Genomic DNA, 25,518 nt, shown 5'->3' with positions numbered 1-25,518 from the left:
ATACACCGCTTGCATGACGTGTGATTGTCGCGGAACGAATTTCACCTTTCAGTTGGCGGTGCAGCTTGATTCGGACCAGTGATTTTAACTTCGGAATTTTGAGGAATTTACCGTCAATCAATGTAACCGTGCCTTTTTGATTGTTCGTTGTATAGCTTTGTATCGGGTTTTTCTTACTTTTGAAACGAGGGAATCCAACCGATTGATCGCGAAAGAAGTTTTTATAAGCTTTTTCTAAGTTACGTTGTGCGTTAGCTAAAGCTAAACTATCGACTTCTTTCAAAAAGGGAAATTCCGTCTTGTATTTTGCAGGTGTCGGGAATTTTTGTTTTTTGGATCCATCGAGTTTGGATTCTTCATAATTTTTCATCCGTTCATCCAGCATAAGGTTGTAGACCTTACGGACACAACCGAACGTCTTCGCAAAGAATATTTCTTGTTCTTCTGTTGGATAAATTCTGAATTTGTAGGCTTTCAATTGTTCCATAAGGTTTACCTCCTTTTTAAGATGATTTCTTGATTTTATTATACCTTATTTTAATGAAAAAAGAAACATATGTTCTTATCTAGAATAAAAGAAAAAAGCGATAAGACCTTTATATCAGTTTTTCGAGTTACCAATGGTAACCCTCAATCTGAACGGTATTCATCCCCCACTTATAGAAACTGGGGGAATTCTACCGAAACGATGTTAAATAAAAATAACCAGTAATCAAAGGTTGAATTTTGATTACTGGTTTCTTTTTATTTTTTAGCTCTTCGTAACATATACGTAATGGCGTATCCGGCAAAGAATAATGCAAAATAATATACACCATACATCATATTATCCCCTGTCACAATTACAAAGAAGACGATAATAAACGCGATTAATGAAATACCAACCGCTGGTAAAATGCGGTATTGATGAATCGCACATGAAACACCTTGGATAATAAAGGAAATTGGAAAGACGATAATTAACGCTAAAGTGAAAATTGATAAATTCTCTTTCTCCGTTCCAAACGCTTGAAACATCGTCAATCCTGTAATTGCTAACATTGCAAAGGCTGGTAGAAAATACGCTGCCATTTTATTTAAATTCATTCTAAACACTCCTTAAAGCTACATTGTATAACTATAGCATAAAAGTGTTTTATCATGCGCATGGAATATCAGTATTTATAATTCCATTCATCTGATTTATATTTTTCGTTCATCAGCTTTTCGACAAACTGCTGTTGTTCTAAAGTTAATTCGTAAGGCTTAAGCGTGATGTCTAGCCCTTCCATGAATCCTGTTGAGAACGCTTCGATACATTGCTCAACCGTCACTTTTTTAGCTGATAAACTATTAATACTAACCGCTTTTTCAGGGAGTTTTTCTTTCATTCTTTGGCGGGCTGCATCATCTTTGAAGTTAAATACAGAAAGCAATTTCTCTTGATCTAAATCAATTAATATCGCTCCATGTTGTAAAATAACACCTTCTTGACGAGTTTGCGCACTTCCAGCCACTTTCTTACCTTCTACTACTAACTCATACCAACTTGGCGCATCAAAGCAAACTGCACTTTTCGGTTTCGCTAATGCGTCTTTTTCTTCCGCTGTTTCTGGTACTGAAAAATATGCGTCTAAACCTAAGTTTTGGAATCCTTTTAGTAAACCTTCACTTAATACGCGATATGCTTCAGTTACTGTTTTAGGCATATTTGGATACTGTTCTGAAACGATGATGCTATAAGTTAGTTCATGTTCATGTAATACCGCACGGCCACCTGTTGGACGACGCACAAAACCTAGCCCTAATTTATGTATTTGTTCAAAATTTAAATCTCTTTTTGCTTTTTGGAAATAACCTACTGATAAAGTTGCTGGGTTCCATTCGTAGAAACGAATAACCGGCGGGATTAACCCCTCGCTATGCCAATGTAATAGCGCTTCATCTAAAGCCATATTGTACGCTGGATCACAAGGTCCTGAATTCACAAAATACCACTCATTTGTCATATCTATTCTCCTCCTCCAAATAACACTCGTCTATTTTAACAAACAACATAGACGAACGCCAACAGTTCTTCTATAATAGTAGTATAGAAAGAAAGGGGTTTTTAACTTGAGTTGGAGTTGGATCTATACAGTACTAATCATTGTAGTCGTAATTATTGCCTATGCATTAATTAATGGTCTACGTGCTAAAAAAGCTGTAAAAACTTTATCAGAAGAAGAATTTAAAGCGGGTTACCGTAAAGCGCAATTAATTGACGTGCGTGAGAAAAAAGAGTTTGATGAAGGGCATATTTTAGGTGCACGTAACCTTCCTTCTACACAAATTCGTACACGCTACAAAGAATTACGTCAAGATTTACCAATCTACTTATACTGCGATACTTCAAGCCGTAGTGGCCGTGCTGCTTTATACTTAAAAGGTAAGGGATACAAAAACCTATACCAATTAGATGGCGGTTTCAAAAAATGGTCAGGTAAAGTTAAATCTTCTCATAAATAATGAAACAAACGAGGCGAAATTTCGTCTCGTTTTTTATATGTGTTAAACTTACTTTAAATACAATCGTAGGAGGTTTTTACAATCACTAACTATTTATATCCATTAGACCAAAGTTTTTACGACGAACTCCCTATGTACGCTCACTATGCTTCTTTATTCAAAAGAATTACGGATCAGCTGCATATTAAAAATAATCAACAATCCGCGAGTATAAAATTAAATTTGAACAACACACAGTTCAATCAACATTTAATTGAACTTATGCATAAAAATCTAATTAATCATGAAGTCCTAGCAACAATTTACGAAGCAGAGCCAACTTTCAACCTAGAACCATATAGTTGGGATCAACAAGATGATGCACTGCATGAAGTGCCTACTTTCCGAAATAAGCTAATTTACTACCCTGACTATGAAGTAGCAATTACTCAACCCGTTTTATTTTATGAAGAATCTTGGAATTCAGATGAAGTATTTTACTTTGCTCCGAATGTTGAAAAAATGCAATTATTTATTGAAGCTGTAAATGAACAGTTACGTAATGTACTGATGACGCAAGTATCTTATATGATCGATACTGAGGATGGCATACGCCGTAGTAATATTGGCGATAGTGAATTAATTAAAAGAGAAGATGTTTTTCTAGAAGAACATTTACGTCGCAATATTTTCCGATCAATTGACGAATTTTTCAAAGATAATGGTGAATTTTTCAAACATTACGGATTGCCTTATAAACGTGGAATTCTATTATACGGTGCTCCCGGAAATGGTAAAACGACTCTCGTAAAGTCGATTACAGGCTCAGTTGACGCACCAGTAGTATATTGGCAAATTACGGAGCATACAGACAGTGAATCGATACAAGAAGTGTTTCGTCTAGTCAACTCAATGACACCAGCTATATTAGTTATTGAAGATATCGATTCTATGCCTGATTATGTTCGTTCTGTCTTTTTAAATATGCTGGATGGCGCTCATTCTAGACATGGTATTTTCGTCATTGGTACAACCAATTACCCTGAAAGAATCGATCCAGCATTAATCAATCGTGCTGGCCGTTTTGATCGCGCTTATGAAATTAAAAATCCAAAGAAAGATTTACGTCTTGAATATTTAAAAACATTGGATATTCGCTCTTTACTTGATAGTGAAGCGATTGATCATATCGCAAAACTATCTAAAGGTTTATCCATGTCACAACTAAGTGAATTATATATGTCAATTGCGTTGAATTGGCATTATGACAAAGAACTTCGCTATGAAGAAGCTGTTGCCGAACTACAAAAACAACGAAAAAGCGCTGAAAAAAATGATTGGGAAGACGATGATCGCTCAATCGGTTTCTAACCCAAAAAACAGAAATCACTTCGATGTGATTTCTGTTTTTTTATTCGGTTAGATCGATAAATGGTTCTTCTGGATCATCATTTGAACCAGACTCTTTATCCTGATAATCCGCAATAATCATGGTGGCTAAATGAAGCCCATTTTTTAGTGCGTCAGATGATCCTGATGGGTGATTTGTATTGACTAACGTAAAATACAAGCCATCTAATTCCTCACTCTTCACTGGTGGGCGTAAATATGCTTTCGCAAAAGCATTTGACACAAAGCCAAAAATCTTACCAGGGGACTTCTTCACATTATTTTTTATTTCCTCGGCAGTCCACAGTTTTTCCTCCACAATCAGTGGTTCAAGATCATATCCATACGCTTTAATCTTATTTAACAATAGCGAACGATACGTAATAACATCCGCTCGATGAGATACATTTTCTTCATCCACATACGGCGCTAAAACTGTAATGACTAAACTATCGCCATTCGGAAAACGTTCAGGCTCTACTTGCGCAGGATTATATAAATAAATTGTAGGATTCGTCGCAAACTCTCCATTATTTAACTGCTCCACTTCCAATTCAATGTCACTCGAAAATAATACACTATGCATACTTAGATCCGTATGTTTTTTTAAGCCGAGAAATAAGATGAATTGGGAATATCTCGTTTCTTCCGGTTTAAATGTTTCTTTTTTTTCGTAACTTAAAAGTTGTTCATCCAATAATTTATTCTCTGATAGTATTTGGGAACTGCTCATCAATATACAATCACTTTCGATACTCAAGTCATGATTTACTTGAATGCCAATGACTTTTTGATCTTCTACATGTATTTTCGTAATTTCTTTATTCGTATAAAACTTCACACCAAGTTCCAATGCTAGTTTTCTTAAGGAATTAGGAATTTCAGAATTTCCACCTCTTGTATAATATACATTTGAAGAAAGCATCATATATAATTGCGAGGCTAAAAATGCAGGGACAGTTTTCGAAGAATGAGGTTCTTGATTCGCATATTTCGCTAAAAGTTGAATCAATTGCTCATTTTTAAAATACTTACGTAAAAACTGATCCATACTCTCGAAAGGCCTTAGTTTCAATAATAAATTTCGAATCGGTTTTTCGACAAGTTTCATCCAATTTGAAATATGGAATTCAGACTCAATTTGACTGAATTCATAATATAATCGCTCAACCTCTTTTAAAAAAGAATCATAATGCTCCGCTGCAAACGGATCTAATAGTTCTAACTGCTTTTTCATCTCAATTGGGCAATTCATCATTTCAAATTTAACACCATCAATAAAATGAATCGTCGTATGTTTTTTTAACAATTCTATTTCTAAATAGTCATTCATATCTTTATTCGCTGCTTTAAAAACACTCTCCAAAATTTCTGGTAATGCGAAAAAAGAAGGACCTACTTCGAAATCATACGAATCCAAACTATACGTAGTGAAATTGCCGCCAACCGCCTTCTCTCTTTCATAAAGTGACACTTCAAAGCCTTCACTCACTAATAAGATTGCCGCTGAAAGACCACTTAAACCTCCACCAATTACCGTAACTTTCGTCATATTTTATACTCCCCCCTTACTTTTGATTTAGCTACAACTATTAAGCTAATCATTATGAGGAAGGCTACAATACTCGTTTGCCAGAACCCTACTTTGAAACCAACTATTATTGAAATTCCACTAAGAATCATAAAAACAGTCGTCATTTTAAATTGCCATGATTTTTCATAATGAACAAGCCAAGTTCCTTCTGCTAATATTAATAGAAAATAATAGATAATATAGAAACCCGTAATGATTAAAAAGCCACTAACTGTCGTTTGAAAGTGAAAATATTCAGTTTGCCCAATATAAAACCGCATGAAAAGAGCGATGATTGGTACTAAAAAGAAGAGTAAATAAAAGACGACGATAAAACTAAAAACAGTCCTCATTAGAAAAGGCATGCTATACGTAAACGCATGGGAAATCGCGATTGCAGAAAGCCAACTACATGCTAGCGCTAGATACAGCATGAATGAATAAGGGTCCGATTTTTGTACAAAAGGTAATAAATTCGCATTTGAAAAAACCAAGTAATTTGAAATGAGAATAATGCCACTAAAAATACTCCCCCGTAAATTTCCAAATAAGTCCATAAAATATAATATACTCATTAATCCACATACTTTTAGAACGAAGAGTGTACCCCACCATGTTTCCTTAGGTAGAATATTGAATACAACCAAAAAAATATTAATAAGATTGATTAAATTCAAAATAATAAATACAATATTTTTCCAGTTCATATTCATACTTCTTCCTCCTATTAGAGTTTAATCAACTTTTGTTGATTAGGGTTATAAAGCGTTTTGATCACTTTTTGCGCCTCGGCATCAATTAATTCAAATTCCATTAATTCGATTTTATGCTCCGTTTCTACAGCTTCACTTTCAATGGACTCAATCATTATTTTTGAAAAATGATGATGTAAATCTTCCCCCGTTGCTTGCTTGAAGCTTTGGAGGATTGTATCTTCAGAAATGGCCGCACAATTTTTGAAATTATATTGGTCATCGACAATAGCTGGATGCATTTTACTACTTGAATTCATTGCTACTCTTGAAATATTGTCTACAACAAAGTCAGTAACTGGTTCATAGTACAGTTCAAATGATCTACTAAATCGATTCAAATTGACTTGTTTTTCTACGCTACTTTTTCCATCCTTTTCTTTCACATGAATTTCATCTTGAATTACATCAATCTTTTGCTCTTTCAGTAATCGACTCGTCATGCTTTCCATTTCCTCGGAAGTGACACCCAATCTTTGCTGAATGTCTTCTTTTTTGAAATATTTTGGAAAATCCGCATAAGCAAATTGGAGAAATTGTTCTTCTAAAATATTGTATTTAATCGCTGCTGTAAAATGAAACGTCACATTATGCTTGATGATTGGTAAAGTAAATCTCTCTAAATTTTTCGGAATTAATTGAGATTCATGCGATAATTTCGTGACGACTTCTGCAACTTCTTTTAATTTCTGTTCCAATAATACCACCCTTTACATAGACATTTTTTCTTCGTTGTCGGCAATTATATATGGTTTATTCTTATGTTCATACACTTGTGAAAATCGATTGAAAGGGTTTTGTTTCAATTGCGAGACTGCCTCTTGCCTTCTTAAAATACTCATCCCTTTATTCATTAAATAGCGTTCAAATTGCGATTGGAACGGCAAAGTTCTTTCGGAAATATTAGAAGAAATAAACTTAAGTTGTCTAGAAACACTTGTGAAAATCAACATTTCCAACCAAGTAAAATCTCGATCCTCTAAAACAACATGCGTTGATTTTATGTCCTTCAGCTCATTAACAAATTTCAGCTTACTCTTTTCAACAATATATTCTTCCCACTCATTGTTAAATTTAGGATTCGTTAATTTATCATGCCAAATATTCACTTCTTTTAGCGACTTTTCTGTTTCCATCTTAATGCCCGTTTTGAATGCTACATTTTCATTCACATTATTTTTCATCTGTTGATATTTCGAGATTTCTGTTCTATGAACTTCTACTTGCTTATGAAGTTCAGCAATTTGATTATCGGATAATTGATTCATTTCTATTAATTCTTGAATGTTTTTTTGTGTATTCGTCGTATCGTGATCTAAGATTTGTAATTGCGCTGTCATTTCTACTCGATCATTTTCAACATCTGTAGATTTAATCGAAAGTTGCTTCGAAAATACATCAATGTATTTCGTCGTATTTTCGATTGATACCGCAAGATTTTCTAAAGCATCATACTTTTCCAACAACTCTTTTTTATACTCTTTTCGTGCTAACTCTAATTGTTGGATCGTCGTAAATTGTTCTCCACGACCGCCAGTAGAATTTACGGTGATCTTGACGTTTTTTTCCATTTCTTCAATATCATTTTTAGCAGTAGAAATGATATCAATATATTCTTTAGCGCTTAGTTCTAAGTTTCTTTGAACATCTTCCATCAGATCACTCATCATTGTGACATCACCTTCAAAATGCCCTTGCATCTGTTCACTATAATTCAATTGTGTCATTAGCTTCTCTTCTAATATTTTTTTCTCGAATAGAATACTACATTTCATATGTTCCAAATCCACATAAGCTTTATTGAACTGCTCTTTCCAGCGCGTCTTAGCTTTATAATTTAAGCCTAGTGATAATGGTTTTTTTTCAATTAATTCGACAACAATCTGAATTCTTTCTTCCGCTTCTCTGCGATCATATTGCTGATCCGTACTTTGAATGGATACTTTATCTAAATCAGCTTTGGACAATTCAGTATTTATTTGGCTTTCGTATTGAAGAATTTCACTTTCTACTCTTTCCAATTCCTCAAATTTCTCCATATAAATCCTCATTAATTCAGTGTAAGAACTTGCAAATTGCAGGTCGATTGGCACATCCAAATATTCAGCTGTTCGTTTCATTGAATGCACTAAATCTTCCACTTTCTCAATTTGTTGATTCGTTTTGAATAATTCAAGTTCTTCTTTCATTTTCTGCGTGATATGTTTAGCTCGTTTACTTTCAGCATTGAATTCAGAGATTTTCCCTTCACATTCTTCGATAATCTCATGCGCTTTTTTAATGTCACGCTTATTCATAATATTTTCGTTATAAGAGGCACTTTCTCGATTAAAAACAAGCCAATTCTCTTCTAAATTCTTATAGTAATCGGTATCCTTCGTTTTTTCGGTCTTCATCATCGCAAGTTTTTCTTCTTGCTCATTTAATGATTTTTGTATTTCATCATACTCGCTAACTAAATTCTCATTTTTCTTAACTAACTTTTGCTGCTCGGTTTTGAACTGTTCAATTCTTTCTTCTAATTCGCTTACCTTTTGTTCATTTGCACTAATAAATCCATGTAAATATTCTTCCACAGAATGAATAGCTTCTACTCTATTTTCACCTTTATTAATTTTTGAATTAAAATAAAGTAAAGATTTTTGCTGAATTTTCATCTCATCATCACAAAGGATATTTTCAAGTTCCTTATGTTTGATCATACTTTTTTCTAAAAGTGGTTTTTTAACAAATTCAATCGCTCCTGACAGATCACCATTACGTAATTGTGGTAGTTGTACAATTTTATCCAATGCGATTTCTTTTTCAATCTCATGCGATTCAAGTAAAACTTCTGAATAAACTTCGTCGAATTCGTTATTTGAAAATAGCGATTTAACGCCATTTTCATAATCTTCTTCCCTAGTTGTAATACCTGAATAATTCGTATTTCTTGGGTAAAATACGTTCAATAAAGGGTGAGAAATCGATGGTGCTTCGTTCTCGGTTTTTTTCAGATTTATTAATTCACTTTTCAAAACTTTAATTTCTTTTAAATCGATTTCATCAAATAAATACACTTCTCGGTCTGCCCAACCCATTAAATCCAAATCTGAAGTCACTTCGATTAAATCATTTGTCGATTGTTCAGAGGAGATTGTCGCAATTTTTTTGAATTGAAATCCTTCTTGTATGAAAAGGCTCATTCCATCCGTGAATTCAATTGCATCAACACGATCTTCTGCAAAAAGGGAAACTACATATACTCTATTCGAGATTTGCTCAATAGATTTGAGTGTGAATGGGTACTCATATTGATCAATTAAAAAGGCTAAATACTCATCCCAATTATGCATCGTTTGAAGCACGGTCGCTTGCTTCTCATACACTGGTAGACTTTGTAATAAAGTCATCATTTCGTTTGAAAATACTGATCCTGGTTCTGTTGTAAACTGAATATCCGCTTGAGCCATACCTTCTGAAGAAAACTCATCATTATTTTCTATGATTGCTGTAATAATGCATTCTACACTTGATAATTCAACGATCATTTGGAATGATTTTTGTAACACCTCATGATGAAATAACATACCAAAAATAGAAGAAGTTTCACCAAATTGCGGGTATTTATAGATTCGTAAATTGGTGATTTTATTTTGACAAAATCCATCTAAAACTTGCCCTACTTTTGCAGGATCCTGTACGATGGATTCCAGTGAAGTAAGTGCTTCTGTTGTAGTCGAAACTGTAACTTTTTCATTCATCACGAGTACATCGCTCCCTTTTTATTTATATAAATGTCATATACCCTAATACAGTGATTTTTAACAACATTTATCTAATTTAAGGAAGCAAGTATTTTCCTTAGAATACAAAAAAGAGGACTACTTTTAAATAGTCCTCTTACAAATTATGCTTTTGTATAACGTAAAACCGGATTACGTGCAGCAAGCGTTTCATCAAGACGGTTAATTACTGTCGTGTGAGGTGCTTCTTGTACGATTTCAGGATTTTCTTCTGTTTCTTTTGCGATTTGGATTAGAATATCACAGAATTCATCTAAAGTTTCTTTAGACTCAGTTTCCGTTGGCTCAATCATCAACGCTTCTTCCACATTTAGTGGGAAGTAAGTTGTTGGCGGATGGTAGCCGAAGTCTAACAGTCGTTTTGCAATATCAAGTGTACGCACGCCTAATTTCTTCTGGCGGCTACCTGAAAGTACAAATTCATGTTTACAATGCTGTTTGAATGGAAGTTCAAAGTGTGGCTCTAAACGACGCATCATGTAGTTGGCATTGATTACAGCGTTTTCTGTTACAGCTTTAAGACCATCTGGACCCATTGAACGAATATACGTGTAAGCACGTACATTGATTCCGAAGTTACCATAGTATGGTTTCACACGACCGATTGTATGTGGACGATCGTAATCAAATTTAAAGCCTTCTTCTGTTTTCACAAGTACTGGTTTTGGTAAGTAAGGGATTAAGTCAGCCTTAACGCCTACAGGGCCTGAACCAGGACCACCGCCACCGTGAGGACCAGTGAATGTTTTGTGTAAGTTTAAGTGTACGCAGTCAAAGCCCATGTCACCAGGACGAGCTTTAGACATAACAGCATTTAAGTTCGCGCCATCATAATAAACTTTACCGCCTACAGCATGAATAATATCAGCAATTTCAAGAATATCTTCTTCGAAAAGACCAAGTGTATTCGGGTTTGTAAGCATTAATGCAGCAGTATCATCGCCGACTTTCGTTTTTAAATCTTCAAGGTCTACTAAACCGTTTGAAGCAGTTTTAACTGTTACAGTATCAAATCCAGCAACAGTTGCAGATGCAGGGTTTGTACCGTGAGCGCTGTCTGGTACTAATACTTTCGTACGTTGTGTATCGCCATTCGCTTCGTGGAATGCACGAATCATCATTAGCGCTGTCCACTCACCGTGAGCACCCGCAGCTGGTTGAAGCGTTACTTCATCCATACCAGTGATTTCGATTAAATGTTCTTGTAAATCGTACATTAATTCTAATGCACCTTGAACTGTTTCTTCAGCTTGTAGAGGGTGAATATGCGCGAATCCAGGGAAACGAGCAACAGATTCATTAATTTTCGGGTTATACTTCATCGTACAAGATCCTAATGGATAGAAACCAGAGTCAACACCGTGGTTACGATTAGAAAGAGCTGTATAATGACGCATTAAATCTAACTCTGAAATCTCAGGTAGTTCAGCTGCTTCTTCACGAATTAATGAAGATGGTAGTAATTCTGATAAATCCACTTCTGGAACATCAAGATCCGTTAAGCTATAGCCTATGCGTCCTTCTCTTGAAAGTTCAAATACTAATGGTTGATTATCCTTATGCATGTTGAGCCCCCACTTTCGCAACTGTAGCTTTCACTGCTGCTACTAATTCATCAATCTCTTCTTTTGAACGCTGCTCAGTAACACAAATTAATGTGAGGTTACGTAATGCTTCGTTCATACGTTCTAAGTCAAATCCACCAATGATGTTTTCATTGAATAATTCTTTATTCAATTCAGTTACATTCATTTGTACATTTACAACGATTTCATTAAAATGAGATCCTTTATAAGCTACTTCAAAACCAGCAGCTTCAAATGCTTGTTTCGCATAGTGTGTTTTTAAGATATTGTGTTTCGCCATTTCTTGAACACCTTTTTTACCAAGTGCAGTCATTGCTACAGAAGCAGCTAATGCATTTAATGCTTGGTTTGAACAGATGTTTGAAGTAGCTTTTTCACGACGAATATGTTGTTCACGCGCTTGTAAAGTTAATACATAACCACGACGACCTTCTTGATCGACAGTTTCACCTACAAGACGGCCTGGAACTTTACGCATTAATTTCTTAGTTGTCGCGAAATAACCACAGTGAGGTCCGCCGAAAGCTTCAGGAATTCCGAATGGTTGAGCATCTCCAACTGTAATATCAGCACCAAGTTTCCCAGGAGGTGTTAAAATCCCAAGAGCTAGAGGGTTTGATGATACTACTGATAAACCTTTTGCAGCTTGAATTAATTCAGAAACCTTCGCAACATCTTCAATTTGGCCATAGAAGTTTGGATATTGAACCATAACTGCAGCAGTTTGATCATCAATCATTTCTTCTAATTTAGCTAAATCAGTTACGCCGTTAATTGTAGGAACTTCGATTACTTCAATTGATTGACCGTAAGCGTAAGTTGTTACAACATCTTTAGCGATTGGATGTACCGCTTCAGATACTAAAATCTTTTTACGACGAGTATGAGCAGCTGCTAACATACCTGCTTCCGCAAGTGCCGTACCGCCATCGTACATAGAAGAGTTCGCTAAATCCATACCAGTTAATTCAGCAATCATCGTTTGGAATTCAAAAATCGCTTGTAACTCACCTTGAGAGATTTCTGGTTGGTAAGGTGTGTATGCTGTATAGAATTCAGAACGAGAAATTACGTGATCAACAACGATTGGTTTATAGTGATCGTAAACACCAGCACCTAAAAATGAAGTGTACTCATCATGATTTGCGTTTTTCTTCGCTAGTGCAGAAAGCTCTTTTAAAAGTGCTGATTCTGATTTAGCAGCTTTAATATTGTATTCGCCTTTAAAACGAACTTTTTCTGGAATGTCAGCAAATAGCTCATCAACAGATGTTACGCCAATTACTTCAAGCATTTCATTTTGGTCTTGTTCCGTCATTGGTAAATAACGATGCTTCATAGGTTAAAACCCCTTTTTAAATGATTTTATTTTTGACGTTTATAAAATGGTGTTTCTACAATTTTCACTTTACTACGACGATTACGTACTTCGATTTCTAATTCTGCGCCAACTTCTGCATATTTCGCATCGATTAGGGCAACACCTACATTACGTTTGGTCATCGGTAGTTGTGTACCAGTAGTAACTTCACCGATTTCAACATCTCCAGCGAACACTTTATACCCGTGACGAGGAATACCTTTGTCGACCATTTCGATTCCAACACTCTTGCGCGGAATACCATTTTCTTTTTGGTTAGCTAATACCGCTTTACCAATGAAATCTTCTTCTTTATTTAATTTCACAACGAAATTAATACCCGCTTCTAACGGTGTAATTGTATCTGAAAGTTCTTGACCGTATAGTGGAAGACCCGCTTCAAAACGAAGTGTATCACGGCAACCTAGACCACAAGCTACAACACCTTGCGCTTCGCCAGCTTTCAAGATTGCATTCCACTGTGCTACAACCGCTTCAGGAGAGGCATAGATTTCAAATCCGTCTTCGCCTGTATAACCCGTACGAGAAACGATTGATTTATGACCTGCAACTTCAACATCAGCAAGTAAACGGAATGGTTTAATTTCTGATAAGTCAGTTGTCGTAAGTGTTTGAAGAACTTCTTCAGCAACTGGACCTTGAATTGCAATTTGACCAAAGTCATCAGATGCGTTAATAATTTCAACGCCATCAATTTTATGTTCTAACATCCAAGCAAAATCTTTTTCAATATTCGAGGCATTTACAACTAATAAATACTCTTCTTCATCCATACGATAAATCAATAAATCATCTACAACGCCACCGTTTTCGTAGCACATTGCTGTGTATTGCGTTTGGTTGATTTTAATTTTTGAAACATCATTTGTAACAAGGTTTTGCAAATAGGCTAAACTTTCTGAACCTTTTACGAAAATTTCTCCCATGTGTGAAACATCGAAAAGTCCCGCTTTTGTTCTTACTGCCTCATGCTCTTCCTTAATAGAAGAAAACTGTACTGGTAGATCCCATCCACCGAAATCAATTGTTTTGCCACCATATTGAGCATATGTATCAAATAATGGTGTTTTTTTAAGTTCGTTTGTCATGATTATTACCCCCTTTTTTCATAAAAAAAGACAGAGAAATCCTGTTATTTAGGATTTCTCTGTCCTTGCACCTGAAAGTTTGACCATGAAAATGGCTTTCCTCTTTGGTGGCTACTCTAGGTAGCACTCTCCAGAGTTGCGTCCTGTACGAGTCTTTTTGCCTGAGAGATTCATAGTTTTCACTACTTGCTCCTTCGGCGACGTAACTTTACGTTCTCTCCTCGTACATTCACCCGCTCGAGTTTTATCTCGATTGAATTCTTAAGTATTGCAAATGTATTACAACAGGCATTTCTTGCTTATATCCTAACATTAAAACCCTTAACCATGCAATAACTTTATTTAAAAAGTTTAAATAACGAATGATTTTTACTTATCAAACAAAAATCATTCGCCTTTCAAACGATCCACTTGGAATCCTGCGTATTCAACAATCTGTCTTAGTGTTTTGTGTTCTGTTCTTATTGTAATGTGTGCTGCTTTCTTATATGACCTTCTTCTTTCATTGTAAAGCTGTTCTAATTCTTCTTTTGATGAGCGTTGAACAATTGGACGATTTTTATCTTTATGAATCCTCTTCCAAATATCTGGAAAAGTTGCATCAAGAAACAGTACCAAGCCCGTTTCTCGCATAATTTTTCTGTTTTCAGGATCGATCGCTACTCCCCCACCAGTTGAAATGATGCAATATTCATCTCTAAAATCCGTTAAAAATTCTCTTTCTATTTCACGAAAACGATTTTCTCCATGCTGTTCAAAAATCTCTGGAATTGTCATTCTCTCTTTTCTGACAATTTCATGATCCATGTCATAGTAAGGTAATTTTAAGTAAAAACTAAGTCGTCTACCAATTGCGCTTTTTCCGCTCCCCATATAGCCCACTAAATAAATTTTCCGCATTATTTCACCTTCTCCAGTAACGACTAGAACAATTATTCTACTTGATCAACCGATAACTCATTTTTTCTATAGTAGCATGAACGATTGATGATTCCAATAATACTGGCTCTAGTTATTAAAAAAGTTTTGAAAAAGTGTGGAAAAAACCCAATTATTTATCCGACTGTTCATTTTTAAGCAAAATGAACTTATGAATTTGCATTTCAGTACTTTTTTCTAATTCATCATACATTTGATAATTGATTTCATAGGATTGAATCGCAACAAGGATAAAACTAGATAGAAACAATAATATAATCATGAGTAAAGGTATCATTATACCTTGCTCATTCTTCTTTTTGAGGTACAACAATAATCCTTTCCTTCCTCATTTGATTTTTAAATTCGGTATTCAAAGTTAGTCTTTCATCATTTAACTGAAATGTCGCCTTTTTTAATCCAGTTAACATGATATTCATTCCATTTGAAGTGTCATATGATTTACTAATTCTTTTATTGCTAAAGCGATAATTGTAACGATAGTAATAATTATTTCCACTACCGCCACTTTCATTGTTTTTGACTAATATTTCGACTGAATTATTTGTTGGAGTGCCAATCTCTATTACATTTAACAAATCATTTCTAAATTCATTTAAAAATAATTCATATGCGATTGTCTGAGTTCCTAAAAATGATTCACTAATTTTGGAGTACCAAGCATAGATTTGAGGAATTGAGGACATCACTAATAGAAAAATCACTAATTGTAATAAAGCTTCCGGTAAAGTAAAACCACTTTCACTCATCGTTTTATATTTACACACTTAGTTTTCCCAGTCCCCTCAATTTCATAGTTTGTACAAACCTGCTCTTCGTTTATGATCCATTCATATTTTCGACCATCAATATAGAATGTACCGTTTACTAATTGAGGATTATTATTATGTTCAATCACTGCATCAAGATTAGAAATCATCGCATGTAATTTTACTTTTTTTATTTCAATATTTCGATACATTGTTTGGACAACAGGGATAAGCGTTGAAAAAATTATTAGAAACATCGTCAATCCTAGTAAAGATTCTACTAATGTAAATCCTTTATTTTTCATTTAAATACACCCTCCCTGCTCCAAGATAAACAAATAACTCCTTTTGATTCCCTTTTATTTCAAATACGATCTTACCTACATATGAAGCGTTTCCCCTTTCGTTAAATCCTACTCTGTTCATCGTTGAGTGATTGAGTATTTTCAAATTCTGGGGCATTTCTCTTTGAAAAATCAGTTTATTAGATTCTCTAAATTTCGCTATATAAATACTTCTCCGCTCATTAAATTCAATAACTGTTTTTTCTTTATTCTTCAACGAGAGTGATTGTAGATACAATGTATCTCGAACCAGCAAATCATAAAAGTGCTCCGCTTCCCTTTCTTGGAAAGCTTTACTTCCTTGTGAAAATATCGTAATTGATATGACCATGACAATCGTTAAAACTAATAACATTTCCACTAAAGTAAATCCACTTTCCTTAGATCGCATTACCTTTCACTTCTCCATCAACAATTGTAATCTGCGTATTTTTGCAAGATTTTGTATCAGAGCCTTCTTTCAAATATTGTTCTTTGACAAGTTCGGCTATATTTGTTGGATAAACACCTTGGTCAATTTTATATGCTTCAACCTGTCCTTGGACCATTTTCAAATAAGCTTCGCATCCCTTATCATCGACAGACTTGAAATGCTTTGTAACATTTGGAATAGCGACCAAAATAAGGACAGTTATAATAAATAGTACAATTAGCATTTCGATTAAAGTAAAACCTTTTTCTTTTTTCATTATTCTCCTCCTAGACTAGTTCGATCATTTCGTACATTGGAAGCATGATTGAAATATAAGCTCCTAATATACAAATCGCAATAATACTAAATAAAACTGGCTGCATAATTTTTAAATATTTTTCGACGCGGTTACTCATTTTGTCGCTCATAAATTCACTTAAAAGTAACAGTTCCTTCCCTAACTTCCCACTCTTTTCGCCATGCGCTACGTATGAGTAAAACTCCTTATGCAAATATGGATTTATTAATACTGCTGCTGACAGCGATTCCCCTTGTGCAATTTCTTGATGAAGTAGTTTGGCATTGTAAGCGACTAATTTCTGATGCGGTTGATTCGCTAATATATGAAGGGTCGATTGAATTGTAAATGCCCCTTCCAATAACGAGCCTATTTCAAATGCGACTAGCTTCGTCAGTTGGATTTGTAACACTCGCCCAATTAACGGGATTTTATAATAGAGCAGTAATTGCTTGCCTGTTTCCTTTTTTCGCAAATAATGAAAGATGCCAAAACTAACTACAGCAAATACAATTGATATACCAATTAAAATATCAGGCAAATGTAATAGTATTTTGGAAAGCAATAGCTGTGCATTATGTTCTTCATCCCTTGTAAACATCATCGCTGACATATTCGGTAGAAAATAAGTTCGGAAAACAACAAATAGTCCAATTAAAAAAATAAATAAAAATAATGGATACGATACTAATTTTATTAATTGATCCTTATTATTCATCGAAGAATTCATTTTCTGAACGATCATTTTTAACGCCTTCACTGTCGTACCGTTTTGCTCAGCCACATAAATAGACATTAAGTATTGGTCATTTACGCCAAGAAAATTTAGTAATTCACTAAGACTCATGCCTTCGCTTAAGAAGTGGTGAACTTTCTTCTCGATTTCATCTTCTTGATCAAAATGATGAGGAACTAACATATTAAATGAATCCGTTAAACTGTATCCTTCTTCCAAAAGAGCAGCCAACTTGCTTAAAAATGCCGGTTGCTCTTTCGTTTTCAATAACTTATTTTTACGTTGTAAACGCATTTTGAATGATTTTTTCATCCCGAATCCCTCGAATCATTTGATAATGGATCGTTTCATCTAATGGCATTTGGAATGAATCATGCCCTTTTATTGCATTGAATGAATCTAATAAATTTTGCTCGCAAAGTATTTCATATAGCGCTGCAGTTGATGCTGCTTCATCATTTCGCGTAATTAATTTCTGTGACACAATGCCCAGAATCGTTTGTTTCAATTCATCATCGCTAATTCCTAAATCAATCAAACGATGCAAACATCCGAAGCTGTTTTTCGCATGAATAGTTGAAATGACTAAATGGCCCGTTAACGCTGCTTCTATCGCGATTTTAGCTGTTTCTTTATCTCTTATCTCGCCAATCATAATAACATCCGGAGAATGCCTTAAAATTGCTTTCAGACCACTTGCATAAGTGACACCAGACCTTTCATTCACTTGAACTTGCAATAAATGCTGTTGATTATTTTCCACTGGATCTTCCAGCGAAATAACGTGTTTGGATAATTGTTTGGAACAGTAATTTAATAAGGAGTACATCGTTGTAGATTTACCGCATCCGGTCGGCCCACAGAAAAGGATAATCCCTTGAGAAAAGTGAGCCAAACTTTGAAGTCGTTTTACAGACGTCGGTGAAAAAGCGATCGTATCTAATGTCTGTACATTATTCTGGGGCAATAAACGAATCACTAAACTTTCCAACATCGAGACAGATGGTAAAGTGGATACTCTGCAAGCAATTACTTCTGAATTTTCGATGTATTCAAAAGAGCCACTTTGAGGTCGTCTCTTTTCTCCGATATCTAAAACAGATTGGTACTTGAAATGTGAAATCATTTTACTTCCTAAATCTATCGGGATTTCACCCGCGGCTACTAAACGATTAAATTTCCGAAAATAAATCTGATAACCTTCCTTACTTGGCAACATGTGAACATCCGACGCTTGAAAATGCAATGCTTTTTTCACTAAATGTAAACACTTTTTTTCAATAATGCTTTCTAATTCCATCTTAAGATCCCCCCTCTTATATCGTTATTATTAGAAATTATAGAAAATACTTCAAAATTAAATATTCTAAAAATGGAGAGTTTTTTTCTTCTATATTCCTAATTAGAATGTTTTTTTAATAAGAAATATCGGGAATGACCATTTTTTTGTGTTTATTTGCTAATTTCAATAATTTTTACAATTAATTTCCGAAAGCTGTCTATTTTTACTGTTTGTTTGTTCCCATTGCTTTATAATGAGAGTATTACTATCGGAGGTGTACTAAGTGCAAAATTCTTTAAAAATTACTAGCACGCTAGCTGATGATACTAGATTTTCGATTTATCAACATATGCTTCAAGAGAAAGATTACTTTACTGTTCAACAAATCGCAGAAAAATTTAGTATTCACCCTAACGTAGCAAGACTTCACTTAACAAAATTATCTGAGATTAATGTCATTTCTTCAGAATATGAAAAAACAGGTAAAGGCGGACGCCCTGGACGTATTTATAAAGCGTTAGAAAATGGTGTTACTTTATCTTTTCCAAAAAGAAACTATGATGAACTATTATCTTGGACTTTAGCGATTTTACATGAGCTTGGACCAGATTCTATTTCTGTAGGTAAAAGAGTTTGCTATAACAAAGGGCAGGAAGAAATTCGCCATCTTTTACAAAATAGACATATGGACCCATTCAATCTTTCTTTTGAAGAGAAATTGGCTATCATCACAGACTCTTCTTCCATGATCGGCTATATTCCAATCGTCAATGAATTAGATCATGGGCATAAATCTATTCAATTTGCTGTATACAATTGTCCTTACCATAATGAAATCGAAGCCTATTCATCAATTGTCTGCAATTTACATGAATCGTTTTTAAAAGGGCAATTTGATTTATTATTTGAGGTAGATGATTTTGTTCAAATCGAAAGTATGGTTGATGGCTGTAAATATTGCTCGTATAAAATTGACGCAAAGCCATAGTAATTGGCTGTTTCCCACTTAATTGACACAAATTAGGATATATTACAGTTTACATCCAGTTCCATCTTCTTATATAATGTAAATGTATAGACTTTGCATTGAAAGGAGGATTATCAAATGGACAAGATGTATAAGGTTTTAGCCTTTTGGACTGGAATATTCGCAGTTATGTTTTATTTAGGTGACATGGACAAGGTATCGTTATTATTCGTAGCAAATACTGGTTTCTTCCTACTTTTAGGTTTCTTAAATCTTACTGAACGTATGTATATGTATATTTTTGGAGCTTATTTGATGGTTTTCTTCGCAGGTTTTACCTATTGGACAACATTTTTACACGTACCTGGTGCACATTAGAGGTATTACTTGTTGAAATGATCAATCACAAAGAAAAGGCGTCCACTATTACTTAGTGGACGCCTTTTCTTTTCTTTACCCAAGTAAGCACTGTTGACACAGTGTAAACTATCCGTTAATATTTCTATTGTAGCTTAAAGTTTTACCCTCCATATTTATGTATGAGAGATAACCCCCTAAAAATGCGTAAACCATAACGGTTTACGCATTTTTTCATTTAGAATCCATTTAGAAATGGGTTGCCATCAATTTCTGCACCAATAGTTGTCGGTTCATCATGACCTGGATATACCATCGTTTCTTCATCAAGAGATAACAATTGTTTATGAATGCTTTCTAATAAAAGTTGCGAGTTGCCACCTGCGAGGTCGGTTCTGCCGATACTTCTTTTGAACAATGTATCACCAACAATCGCGATTTGTTTATTGTCGAATAAAAATGAAATACTACCTGGAGAATGTCCCGGTGTATGTAGAACATCAAATGTGAAATTACCGATCACTTGCGCTTCACCTGGGGCTAAAAAATGTTCTGCTGGCGCTACTACATAATCTGGTAATTGCGCATATTTTCCAGAGCCATTCAATTGTGGATCTGATAACCAAGCGCTTTCTTTTTTATGCATATACATGTCAACCGCAAATTCTTTTCTCACATCATCTACTGCTCCGATATGATCAAAATGAGCATGAGTAAGTAGGATTGCAATCGGTTTTAAGTTTGCATTTTTAATTTGCTTAATTAAATCATGTCCTTGTTCACCCGGATCAATTATTAAGCATTCTTTCTCTTTATTTGATACAATATAACAATTTGTCTGTATTGGTCCTAATGGAATTCGTCTAATATTTAACAATTTATTCACCTCTTTACCTATTATACTTGATTTTGTTTTTAAATCGGGATAAATATGAACATCAAGTAAATCAATATCCAATTACCACCTAATATTATGTAATTATTCTCGACAATTCTAGTTTTTACCATTACAATTAAATTGGAAACTGTCATTATACATTTAGTATATTTTGAGAGGGGTGTCACACTTGAACTTATTAATGGTTATTTTTGCTTTAGTATCGATTCTAGGTCTAGTTGGTACAATCCAAGCGATTCGACAAAAAGCGATTTTAGGTGTTCTCTTTAATTTCGCAGCATTCGCCGTATTTGGTTGGTTTGTATTTATGACAATTAAAGACCAAGGTTTCCCACCATCTCTACATTAAACACTTGATTTGAACTTCTTTATTTTACACAAAGAGGACTTCAGCGCATTGCTGAAGCCCTCTTTTCAATTTTAGTTATTCTTTTACTTGGCCTGTCTCATGGTTGTAAAACCGCATCAAATCGCCATTAATAATTCGATCTGACATTTCTAGTTTTTCATTTGCTCGTTTAATATACGGCTGACATGCATTTGCATCTTTAGTCGGTTTGCCCGTTTTTGTATCATAACAAGTTTCGCTCGTATATACATATTGATCTGTAATGAATCGGCCATCTCTTAAAATCGTGAAATTCTCATGATCTTTCGATAATAAATCTGAACCGAATTGTAAATCATGAGATGTATCAATCCCTAGTAAATGAAGTAATGTCGGACGGATATCGATTTCCCCACTCACTTCATGTTTTGTAGAACCAGCTTTCTCCCCTAAATCACTACCAGGAGCATGAATAAAGAAAGGCACTTGCTGAAGTTTAGTAGAATCAAACGGCGTGATTGACTCTTTATCCAAATACTTGGCCATTGCACTATTATGATTTTCTGAAATACCATAGTGATCGCCATACATGACAATAATCGAATTATCATATAATCCTGCATCTTTTAACTTTTGGAAAAGCACTTTTATTGCTTCATCCGTGTAATTGACGGTTTGGAAATAGCCATCTACAGTTTTATCACCTGAATCATATGGTTTTATGAACTGATCTTCATCATCTGAAATGAACGGGAAATGGTTTGAAAGTGATAATAAACGCGTATAGAATGGCTGCTTAATATCTTTCATTAATTCCACTGATTGTTCCATAAACGGAATATCTTTTAGTCCCCAGTTCGCTGAATTCTGTTCTGTCACATTAAATGACTCAACATCATAGAACTTCTTAATATTTAGTGCATCGTACATCAGATCGCGATTCCAGAAACTTTTATTGTTTGAATGCATCACAGATGTTTGATAACCCGCTTGATTCATTTGCTCTGCCATTGAATGATACGTATTACCTGAATTCGTAAAGAACACTGCACCTCTGCCAGTTCCAAACATAGAATTCTCTACGATAAATTCCGCATCTGAAGTTTTACCTAAGCCAGTTTGATGATAGAAATTATCGTAATACAATGTATCCTTATCTTTTGTAAGGCTATTTAAAAATGGTGTAATCGTTTGCCCATTCACTTTATTATTAATCACGAAATCTTGCATCGATTCCAATGAAATAATAATGACATTTCGATCTTTCGCGATGCCATAATAATCTTTATTCGGCGTAGTCTGATTGGCATTTACATAGTTCATCACATCCGTAAGTTCACTGCCATTTGCCATCGCTCTTTGTGCATGCGATTTCGATTGAACAAAGGCATCATAGAGATGATAGTTGTAAGCGCCTAAATTTTTCACGAGAATACTGCGATCAAAGCCACGCGTTAAAAGTTGCGGGCGTTCAATCTCTGCTAGACCTAAGTTTAATAAAAGTACCGCCAATGAAAATACAAAGTATGTGCGTCTTAGCGGTTGATTCACTTCAAATCGAGTTGTAGCATGCGGCAATACTTTCATCGCTACTAGGATCAAAATCAACCCTGTAAAATAGAAAATATCTGACCATTTAATTAATGTCGTTACAGAATTGCCTAAATCACCAAAATTATTCGTTTGGAATAATACTGGCAATGTGATGAAATCACTGTAAAAACGATAAAACACTACATTACCGTATTGTAAAATCGTTAAAAACAAACTAATTACAACAATATAGCGATTTCTCACTTTACTCGTTTTAAAGAACAGTGCGATTCCATAAACAAACATTAAAAATGCTAACGGACTAATAAATAGAATAATCTCCTGCATGAAGTTTTCTAAATCTAATTTAAAACTCGTCCTATAAGTAACATAAGTTTGCAGCCACATGACAATAATCGCAACAAAAATAATCGTATGTCTTTGCAATTTTTTTCGATCCATATTATAACATCCTCCATTTCGTTGGAAGCTTCAGTTGATTATTTAGCGTTTTCTTCTAATTTAATTTTCACTTCTTCTGCACGTAAAATATGACGCGCTACTTGAAATTCTCTTATCGGTAAAATTCCAGCTTGATATAACTCGGTAATTTCATCTTCCATCATTTTTAAATCACCAATTTTATCTTTCGTATAAATAAATGTTCCGAATTTTTTTAAATATTGACGAATATCATATACATTATTCATTAAATCGTTTCTTCCTCTCTAATCTTCTTACAATTAATAATTCTTTCTTCCGTAATCAATTTACATATAGGTAAATCATACGCATCTGTCGGCACTTTTTCAACTATCTGCACCTCAAAAGCCATTGATATAGTAGGGTTTTCAAAGTTTGTTAAATAACGGTCATAATATCCCCCGCCATAGCCGATGCGGAATCCTTTTTGATCATAAACAATTCCAGGAGTAATCATGACATCTATTTCATTCGAAGAAATTTCAGTTGTTAATGAAGGAATTGGTTCTTTTAAATCCATATACACTGTTTCTAACTGATTCTCGTCTTCATAAATATAAAAGGCCATTTCTCGCGTCTTCGAGTTACAGCGAGGAATCGCGATTTCTTTACCTTGTTTTCGTAAAGATTCGATTAATTTTTTTGTTTCCACTTCTGGAATATTCGAGATCGTAATTCCGATAATTGTAGCTTTTTTTATTTCTTCCATATTAATTACTTTATTATGTATCATATCTGATTTAATCTTATGTTGTTCTGGAGATAAGCTTAACAAATCACGTCGTACCATTGTTCTTAATTCTTTTTTATTCAAATTAATCACCCTTATCCTTATAAATTGGAAAAGCCAAAACCTGATGTAGGTTTTGGCAATGAGCATTACTTCGTTTCACGATGAAGTGTCATCTTTTTTTCACGAGAGCAATATTTGTTCAATTCAAGACGTTCTGGATTGTTACGTTTGTTTTTCTTAGAAATGTAGTTACGTTCGCTACATTCAGTGCAAGCTAAAGTAATATTAACGCGCATTCTTACCCCTCCCACTCTATATACAGATTAAAATTTCTAGTGAGCATGATTTATACGACTAAATCATTATAACATAAATTAATGAAAAATCTACTATCATTTCTATATATGTAGCCATATGATACAATAAGATTAAAAAAATAGACATAAATCGGAGGAAGTAGTATGGAATTCCCATTAATCTTAATGAGTGCCGGTATGATCGTAGTAATTATTTCTTTTTTCGTCGGAAATACTAAGAAAAAAACAGAAAAAGAATTAGAAGAGTTATCACTATCATTTTACCAAGAAAATAATCAATTAAAAAAGAGATTGAAAATCATTGAAGAAGAATTACTATTATCGAACAAGCCTGTTTCTCAAAAACCGAAGAAAAATAATAGTAAAGCTTCAATAAACCTTATATTAGTAAATCAAGCAATCGCTTTACATAATCAAGGATATAATTTAAATGATATTATGCAAAGAACTTCACTGTCGCAAGATCAAGTTAAAAGTATCTTGCAGAATGGAGCTCTGAACCCATGATGATCAAAAATATAATTCGTACAATCGGGATTGCAATCTTCATCGCCGGCGCAACTTTAAGCTTAGCGAATATGAAAGTTGAATCGACGAAAATTAACCAAAGTACAGTTTCACAAACTGAACAAATCAAGAAATTAAAAGCTGATAATAATTTACTTAAAGATGATATCGCTGCCTTACAACAGAAAGCATCCATTGCTGAAACACCTAAAAACAAAGGGCCCATTCGCTATACTCTAGAAGTGAAGTCCGGTATGGGTACTTCTGAAGTGAGTAAACTACTTGCCAAAGAAAGAATCATTAAAGATGCAAATGTATTTGAAGCTTATATTATTAATGAAGGAAAGTCTTCTGCATTACAACTTGGTAAAAGTGAATTAACCGATTCCATGTCCCAAGAAGAAATCTTGAATACCATCATTAAAAGAAAATAACAGCGACTATGTGTCAAATATGGAGGTGAGTGAAATTGGAAGATCAATTTCATTCGGTTCTACAATAAATAACGTTGGTGAAGAAAAAAGCACCGATCTCTAATCAGATCGGTGCGGAAACTTCATGAACGTTATTTTTATTCAAAAAAATAGAAAACAAGTGAGTTTCCCTATAGAATAA

General features: G+C 34.4%; 29 protein-coding genes and 1 riboswitch. Of the genes, 7 read left to right on the top strand and 22 right to left on the bottom strand.

Translation table 11 applies throughout. From position 1 onward, the window contains the following. The 3 genes from DF281_RS12325 to DF281_RS12315 all read right to left on the bottom strand — a co-directional run. A partial coding sequence (locus tag DF281_RS12325) for an RNA-guided endonuclease TnpB family protein (protein ID WP_146191515.1) occupies window positions 1–487 on the bottom strand: 487 nt, incomplete at its 3' end. A gap of 257 nt (window positions 488–744) precedes the next feature. Further along, the gene (locus tag DF281_RS12320) at window positions 745–1,086 is read right to left on the bottom strand and encodes a hypothetical protein (protein ID WP_109350564.1); all 342 of its coding nucleotides are present in this window, start codon (window positions 1,084–1,086) and stop codon (window positions 745–747) included. Window positions 1,087–1,154: 68 nt separating this feature from the next. Continuing rightward, window positions 1,155–1,988 carry a lipoate--protein ligase family protein gene (locus DF281_RS12315; RefSeq protein WP_109350563.1) on the bottom strand — a complete coding sequence of 278 codons (834 nt, stop codon included), beginning with the start codon at window positions 1,986–1,988 and terminating at the stop codon, window positions 1,155–1,157. A 106-nt stretch (window positions 1,989–2,094) separates the two neighbouring features. Between DF281_RS12315 and DF281_RS12310 the strand changes: the two genes are divergently transcribed. Continuing rightward, entirely contained in the window at window positions 2,095–2,487 is a 393-nt protein-coding gene (locus DF281_RS12310) for a rhodanese-like domain-containing protein (RefSeq protein WP_109350562.1), read from the top strand. A gap of 132 nt (window positions 2,488–2,619) precedes the next feature. Beyond that, complete coding sequence (locus tag DF281_RS12305) at window positions 2,620–3,837, top strand: AAA family ATPase (protein WP_109350561.1); 1,218 nt, start codon at window positions 2,620–2,622, stop codon at window positions 3,835–3,837. Between the two features lie 40 nt (window positions 3,838–3,877). On the opposite strand, the gene DF281_RS12300 is transcribed toward DF281_RS12305, so the two are convergent. From DF281_RS12300 to comGA, 14 genes are all read right to left on the bottom strand, one after another. Further along, window positions 3,878–5,407, bottom strand: coding sequence for a phytoene desaturase family protein (locus tag DF281_RS12300; RefSeq protein WP_109350560.1), 1,530 nt, complete (start codon window positions 5,405–5,407; stop codon window positions 3,878–3,880). Further along, entirely contained in the window at window positions 5,404–6,141 is a 738-nt protein-coding gene (locus tag DF281_RS12295) for a hypothetical protein (protein ID WP_109350559.1), read from the bottom strand. Before DF281_RS12295 ends, DF281_RS12300 begins: the two co-directional genes overlap by 4 nt. Before the next feature lie 14 nt (window positions 6,142–6,155). After that, complete coding sequence (locus DF281_RS12290) at window positions 6,156–6,878, bottom strand: hypothetical protein (RefSeq protein WP_109350558.1); 723 nt, start codon at window positions 6,876–6,878, stop codon at window positions 6,156–6,158. A 12-nt stretch (window positions 6,879–6,890) separates the two neighbouring features. After that, on the bottom strand, window positions 6,891–9,926 hold the full coding sequence (locus DF281_RS12285; protein WP_109350557.1) for a coiled-coil domain-containing protein: 3,036 nt from the start codon (window positions 9,924–9,926) through the stop codon (window positions 6,891–6,893). A 143-nt stretch (window positions 9,927–10,069) separates the two neighbouring features. Then, window positions 10,070–11,530 carry an aminomethyl-transferring glycine dehydrogenase subunit GcvPB gene (gene gcvPB, locus DF281_RS12280; protein ID WP_109350556.1) on the bottom strand — a complete coding sequence of 487 codons (1,461 nt, stop codon included), beginning with the start codon at window positions 11,528–11,530 and terminating at the stop codon, window positions 10,070–10,072. Continuing rightward, complete coding sequence (gcvPA, locus tag DF281_RS12275; RefSeq protein WP_109350555.1) at window positions 11,523–12,890, bottom strand: aminomethyl-transferring glycine dehydrogenase subunit GcvPA; 1,368 nt, start codon at window positions 12,888–12,890, stop codon at window positions 11,523–11,525. Before gcvPA ends, gcvPB begins: the two co-directional genes overlap by 8 nt. Window positions 12,891–12,916: 26 nt before the next feature. Then, window positions 12,917–14,020, bottom strand: a complete 1,104-nt coding sequence (gene gcvT / locus DF281_RS12270) for a glycine cleavage system aminomethyltransferase GcvT (RefSeq protein ID WP_109350554.1) — start codon at window positions 14,018–14,020, stop codon at window positions 12,917–12,919. Window positions 14,021–14,159: 139 nt separating this feature from the next. Then, window positions 14,160–14,253, bottom strand: a riboswitch (glycine riboswitch). A 154-nt stretch (window positions 14,254–14,407) separates the two neighbouring features. Next, the gene (locus tag DF281_RS12265) at window positions 14,408–14,920 is read right to left on the bottom strand and encodes a shikimate kinase (protein WP_109350553.1); all 513 of its coding nucleotides are present in this window, start codon (window positions 14,918–14,920) and stop codon (window positions 14,408–14,410) included. A gap of 326 nt (window positions 14,921–15,246) precedes the next feature. Next, window positions 15,247–15,708 carry a competence type IV pilus minor pilin ComGF gene (locus tag DF281_RS12255; protein WP_109350551.1) on the bottom strand — a complete coding sequence of 154 codons (462 nt, stop codon included), beginning with the start codon at window positions 15,706–15,708 and terminating at the stop codon, window positions 15,247–15,249. Continuing rightward, complete coding sequence (locus DF281_RS12250) at window positions 15,705–16,013, bottom strand: type II secretion system protein (protein WP_109350550.1); 309 nt, start codon at window positions 16,011–16,013, stop codon at window positions 15,705–15,707. The genes DF281_RS12255 and DF281_RS12250 overlap by 4 nt, the downstream gene beginning before the upstream one ends. After that, window positions 16,003–16,443 carry a competence type IV pilus minor pilin ComGD gene (gene comGD, locus DF281_RS12245; RefSeq protein WP_109350549.1) on the bottom strand — a complete coding sequence of 147 codons (441 nt, stop codon included), beginning with the start codon at window positions 16,441–16,443 and terminating at the stop codon, window positions 16,003–16,005. Before comGD ends, DF281_RS12250 begins: the two co-directional genes overlap by 11 nt. Then, entirely contained in the window at window positions 16,433–16,741 is a 309-nt protein-coding gene (comGC, locus tag DF281_RS12240) for a competence type IV pilus major pilin ComGC (protein ID WP_109350548.1), read from the bottom strand. Before comGC ends, comGD begins: the two co-directional genes overlap by 11 nt. A gap of 10 nt (window positions 16,742–16,751) precedes the next feature. Further along, the gene (gene comGB / locus DF281_RS12235; protein ID WP_109350547.1) at window positions 16,752–17,810 is read right to left on the bottom strand and encodes a competence type IV pilus assembly protein ComGB; all 1,059 of its coding nucleotides are present in this window, start codon (window positions 17,808–17,810) and stop codon (window positions 16,752–16,754) included. Beyond that, complete coding sequence (gene comGA, locus DF281_RS12230; RefSeq protein WP_109350546.1) at window positions 17,776–18,798, bottom strand: competence type IV pilus ATPase ComGA; 1,023 nt, start codon at window positions 18,796–18,798, stop codon at window positions 17,776–17,778. The genes comGB and comGA overlap by 35 nt, the downstream gene beginning before the upstream one ends. 265 nt (window positions 18,799–19,063) lie before the next feature. On the opposite strand from comGA, the gene DF281_RS12225 reads away from it, so the two are divergent. Then, window positions 19,064–19,768, top strand: a complete 705-nt coding sequence (locus DF281_RS12225) for a helix-turn-helix transcriptional regulator (protein ID WP_109350545.1) — start codon at window positions 19,064–19,066, stop codon at window positions 19,766–19,768. A gap of 117 nt (window positions 19,769–19,885) precedes the next feature. Continuing rightward, window positions 19,886–20,125, top strand: coding sequence for a DUF2626 family protein (locus DF281_RS12220; RefSeq protein ID WP_109350544.1), 240 nt, complete (start codon window positions 19,886–19,888; stop codon window positions 20,123–20,125). A gap of 217 nt (window positions 20,126–20,342) precedes the next feature. Here DF281_RS12220 and DF281_RS12215 read toward each other — a convergent pair whose 3' ends face one another. Beyond that, window positions 20,343–20,981 (bottom strand): MBL fold metallo-hydrolase, encoded by a 639-nt coding sequence (locus DF281_RS12215; protein WP_109350565.1) that lies wholly within the window; start codon window positions 20,979–20,981, stop codon window positions 20,343–20,345. A 181-nt stretch (window positions 20,982–21,162) separates the two neighbouring features. On the opposite strand from DF281_RS12215, the gene DF281_RS12210 reads away from it, so the two are divergent. Next, entirely contained in the window at window positions 21,163–21,351 is a 189-nt protein-coding gene (locus DF281_RS12210) for a DUF2759 domain-containing protein (protein ID WP_370447839.1), read from the top strand. Between the two features lie 75 nt (window positions 21,352–21,426). On the opposite strand, the gene DF281_RS12205 is transcribed toward DF281_RS12210, so the two are convergent. From DF281_RS12205 to rpmG, 4 genes are all read right to left on the bottom strand, one after another. Then, a complete protein-coding gene (locus DF281_RS12205) occupies window positions 21,427–23,325 on the bottom strand; it encodes an LTA synthase family protein (RefSeq protein WP_109350542.1) in 1,899 nt (632 codons plus the stop codon). Window positions 23,326–23,363: 38 nt separating this feature from the next. Further along, window positions 23,364–23,573: a YqgQ family protein gene (locus DF281_RS12200; protein ID WP_109350541.1), complete on the bottom strand. Its 210-nt coding sequence runs from the start codon at window positions 23,571–23,573 to the stop codon at window positions 23,364–23,366. Beyond that, window positions 23,573–24,160, bottom strand: a complete 588-nt coding sequence (locus DF281_RS12195) for a 5-formyltetrahydrofolate cyclo-ligase (RefSeq protein ID WP_232025869.1) — start codon at window positions 24,158–24,160, stop codon at window positions 23,573–23,575. Before DF281_RS12195 ends, DF281_RS12200 begins: the two co-directional genes overlap by 1 nt. A gap of 65 nt (window positions 24,161–24,225) precedes the next feature. Continuing rightward, window positions 24,226–24,375 carry a 50S ribosomal protein L33 gene (rpmG, locus tag DF281_RS12190; protein WP_109350539.1) on the bottom strand — a complete coding sequence of 50 codons (150 nt, stop codon included), beginning with the start codon at window positions 24,373–24,375 and terminating at the stop codon, window positions 24,226–24,228. A 165-nt stretch (window positions 24,376–24,540) separates the two neighbouring features. Between rpmG and DF281_RS12185 the strand changes: the two genes are divergently transcribed. Together DF281_RS12185 and DF281_RS12180 are read left to right on the top strand one after the other, a co-directional pair. Further along, a complete protein-coding gene (locus tag DF281_RS12185) occupies window positions 24,541–24,903 on the top strand; it encodes a hypothetical protein (RefSeq protein ID WP_109350538.1) in 363 nt (120 codons plus the stop codon). Beyond that, window positions 24,900–25,337, top strand: coding sequence for an endolytic transglycosylase MltG (locus DF281_RS12180; RefSeq protein WP_109350537.1), 438 nt, complete (start codon window positions 24,900–24,902; stop codon window positions 25,335–25,337). The genes DF281_RS12185 and DF281_RS12180 overlap by 4 nt, the downstream gene beginning before the upstream one ends. Window positions 25,338–25,518: the final 181 nt, after the last annotated feature.

This window comes from Kurthia zopfii, from assembly GCF_003143955.1.
Classification (GTDB): Bacteria; Bacillota; Bacilli; order Bacillales_A; family Planococcaceae; genus Kurthia; species Kurthia zopfii.
This window is presented reverse-complemented; position numbering and strand designations above follow the sequence as displayed.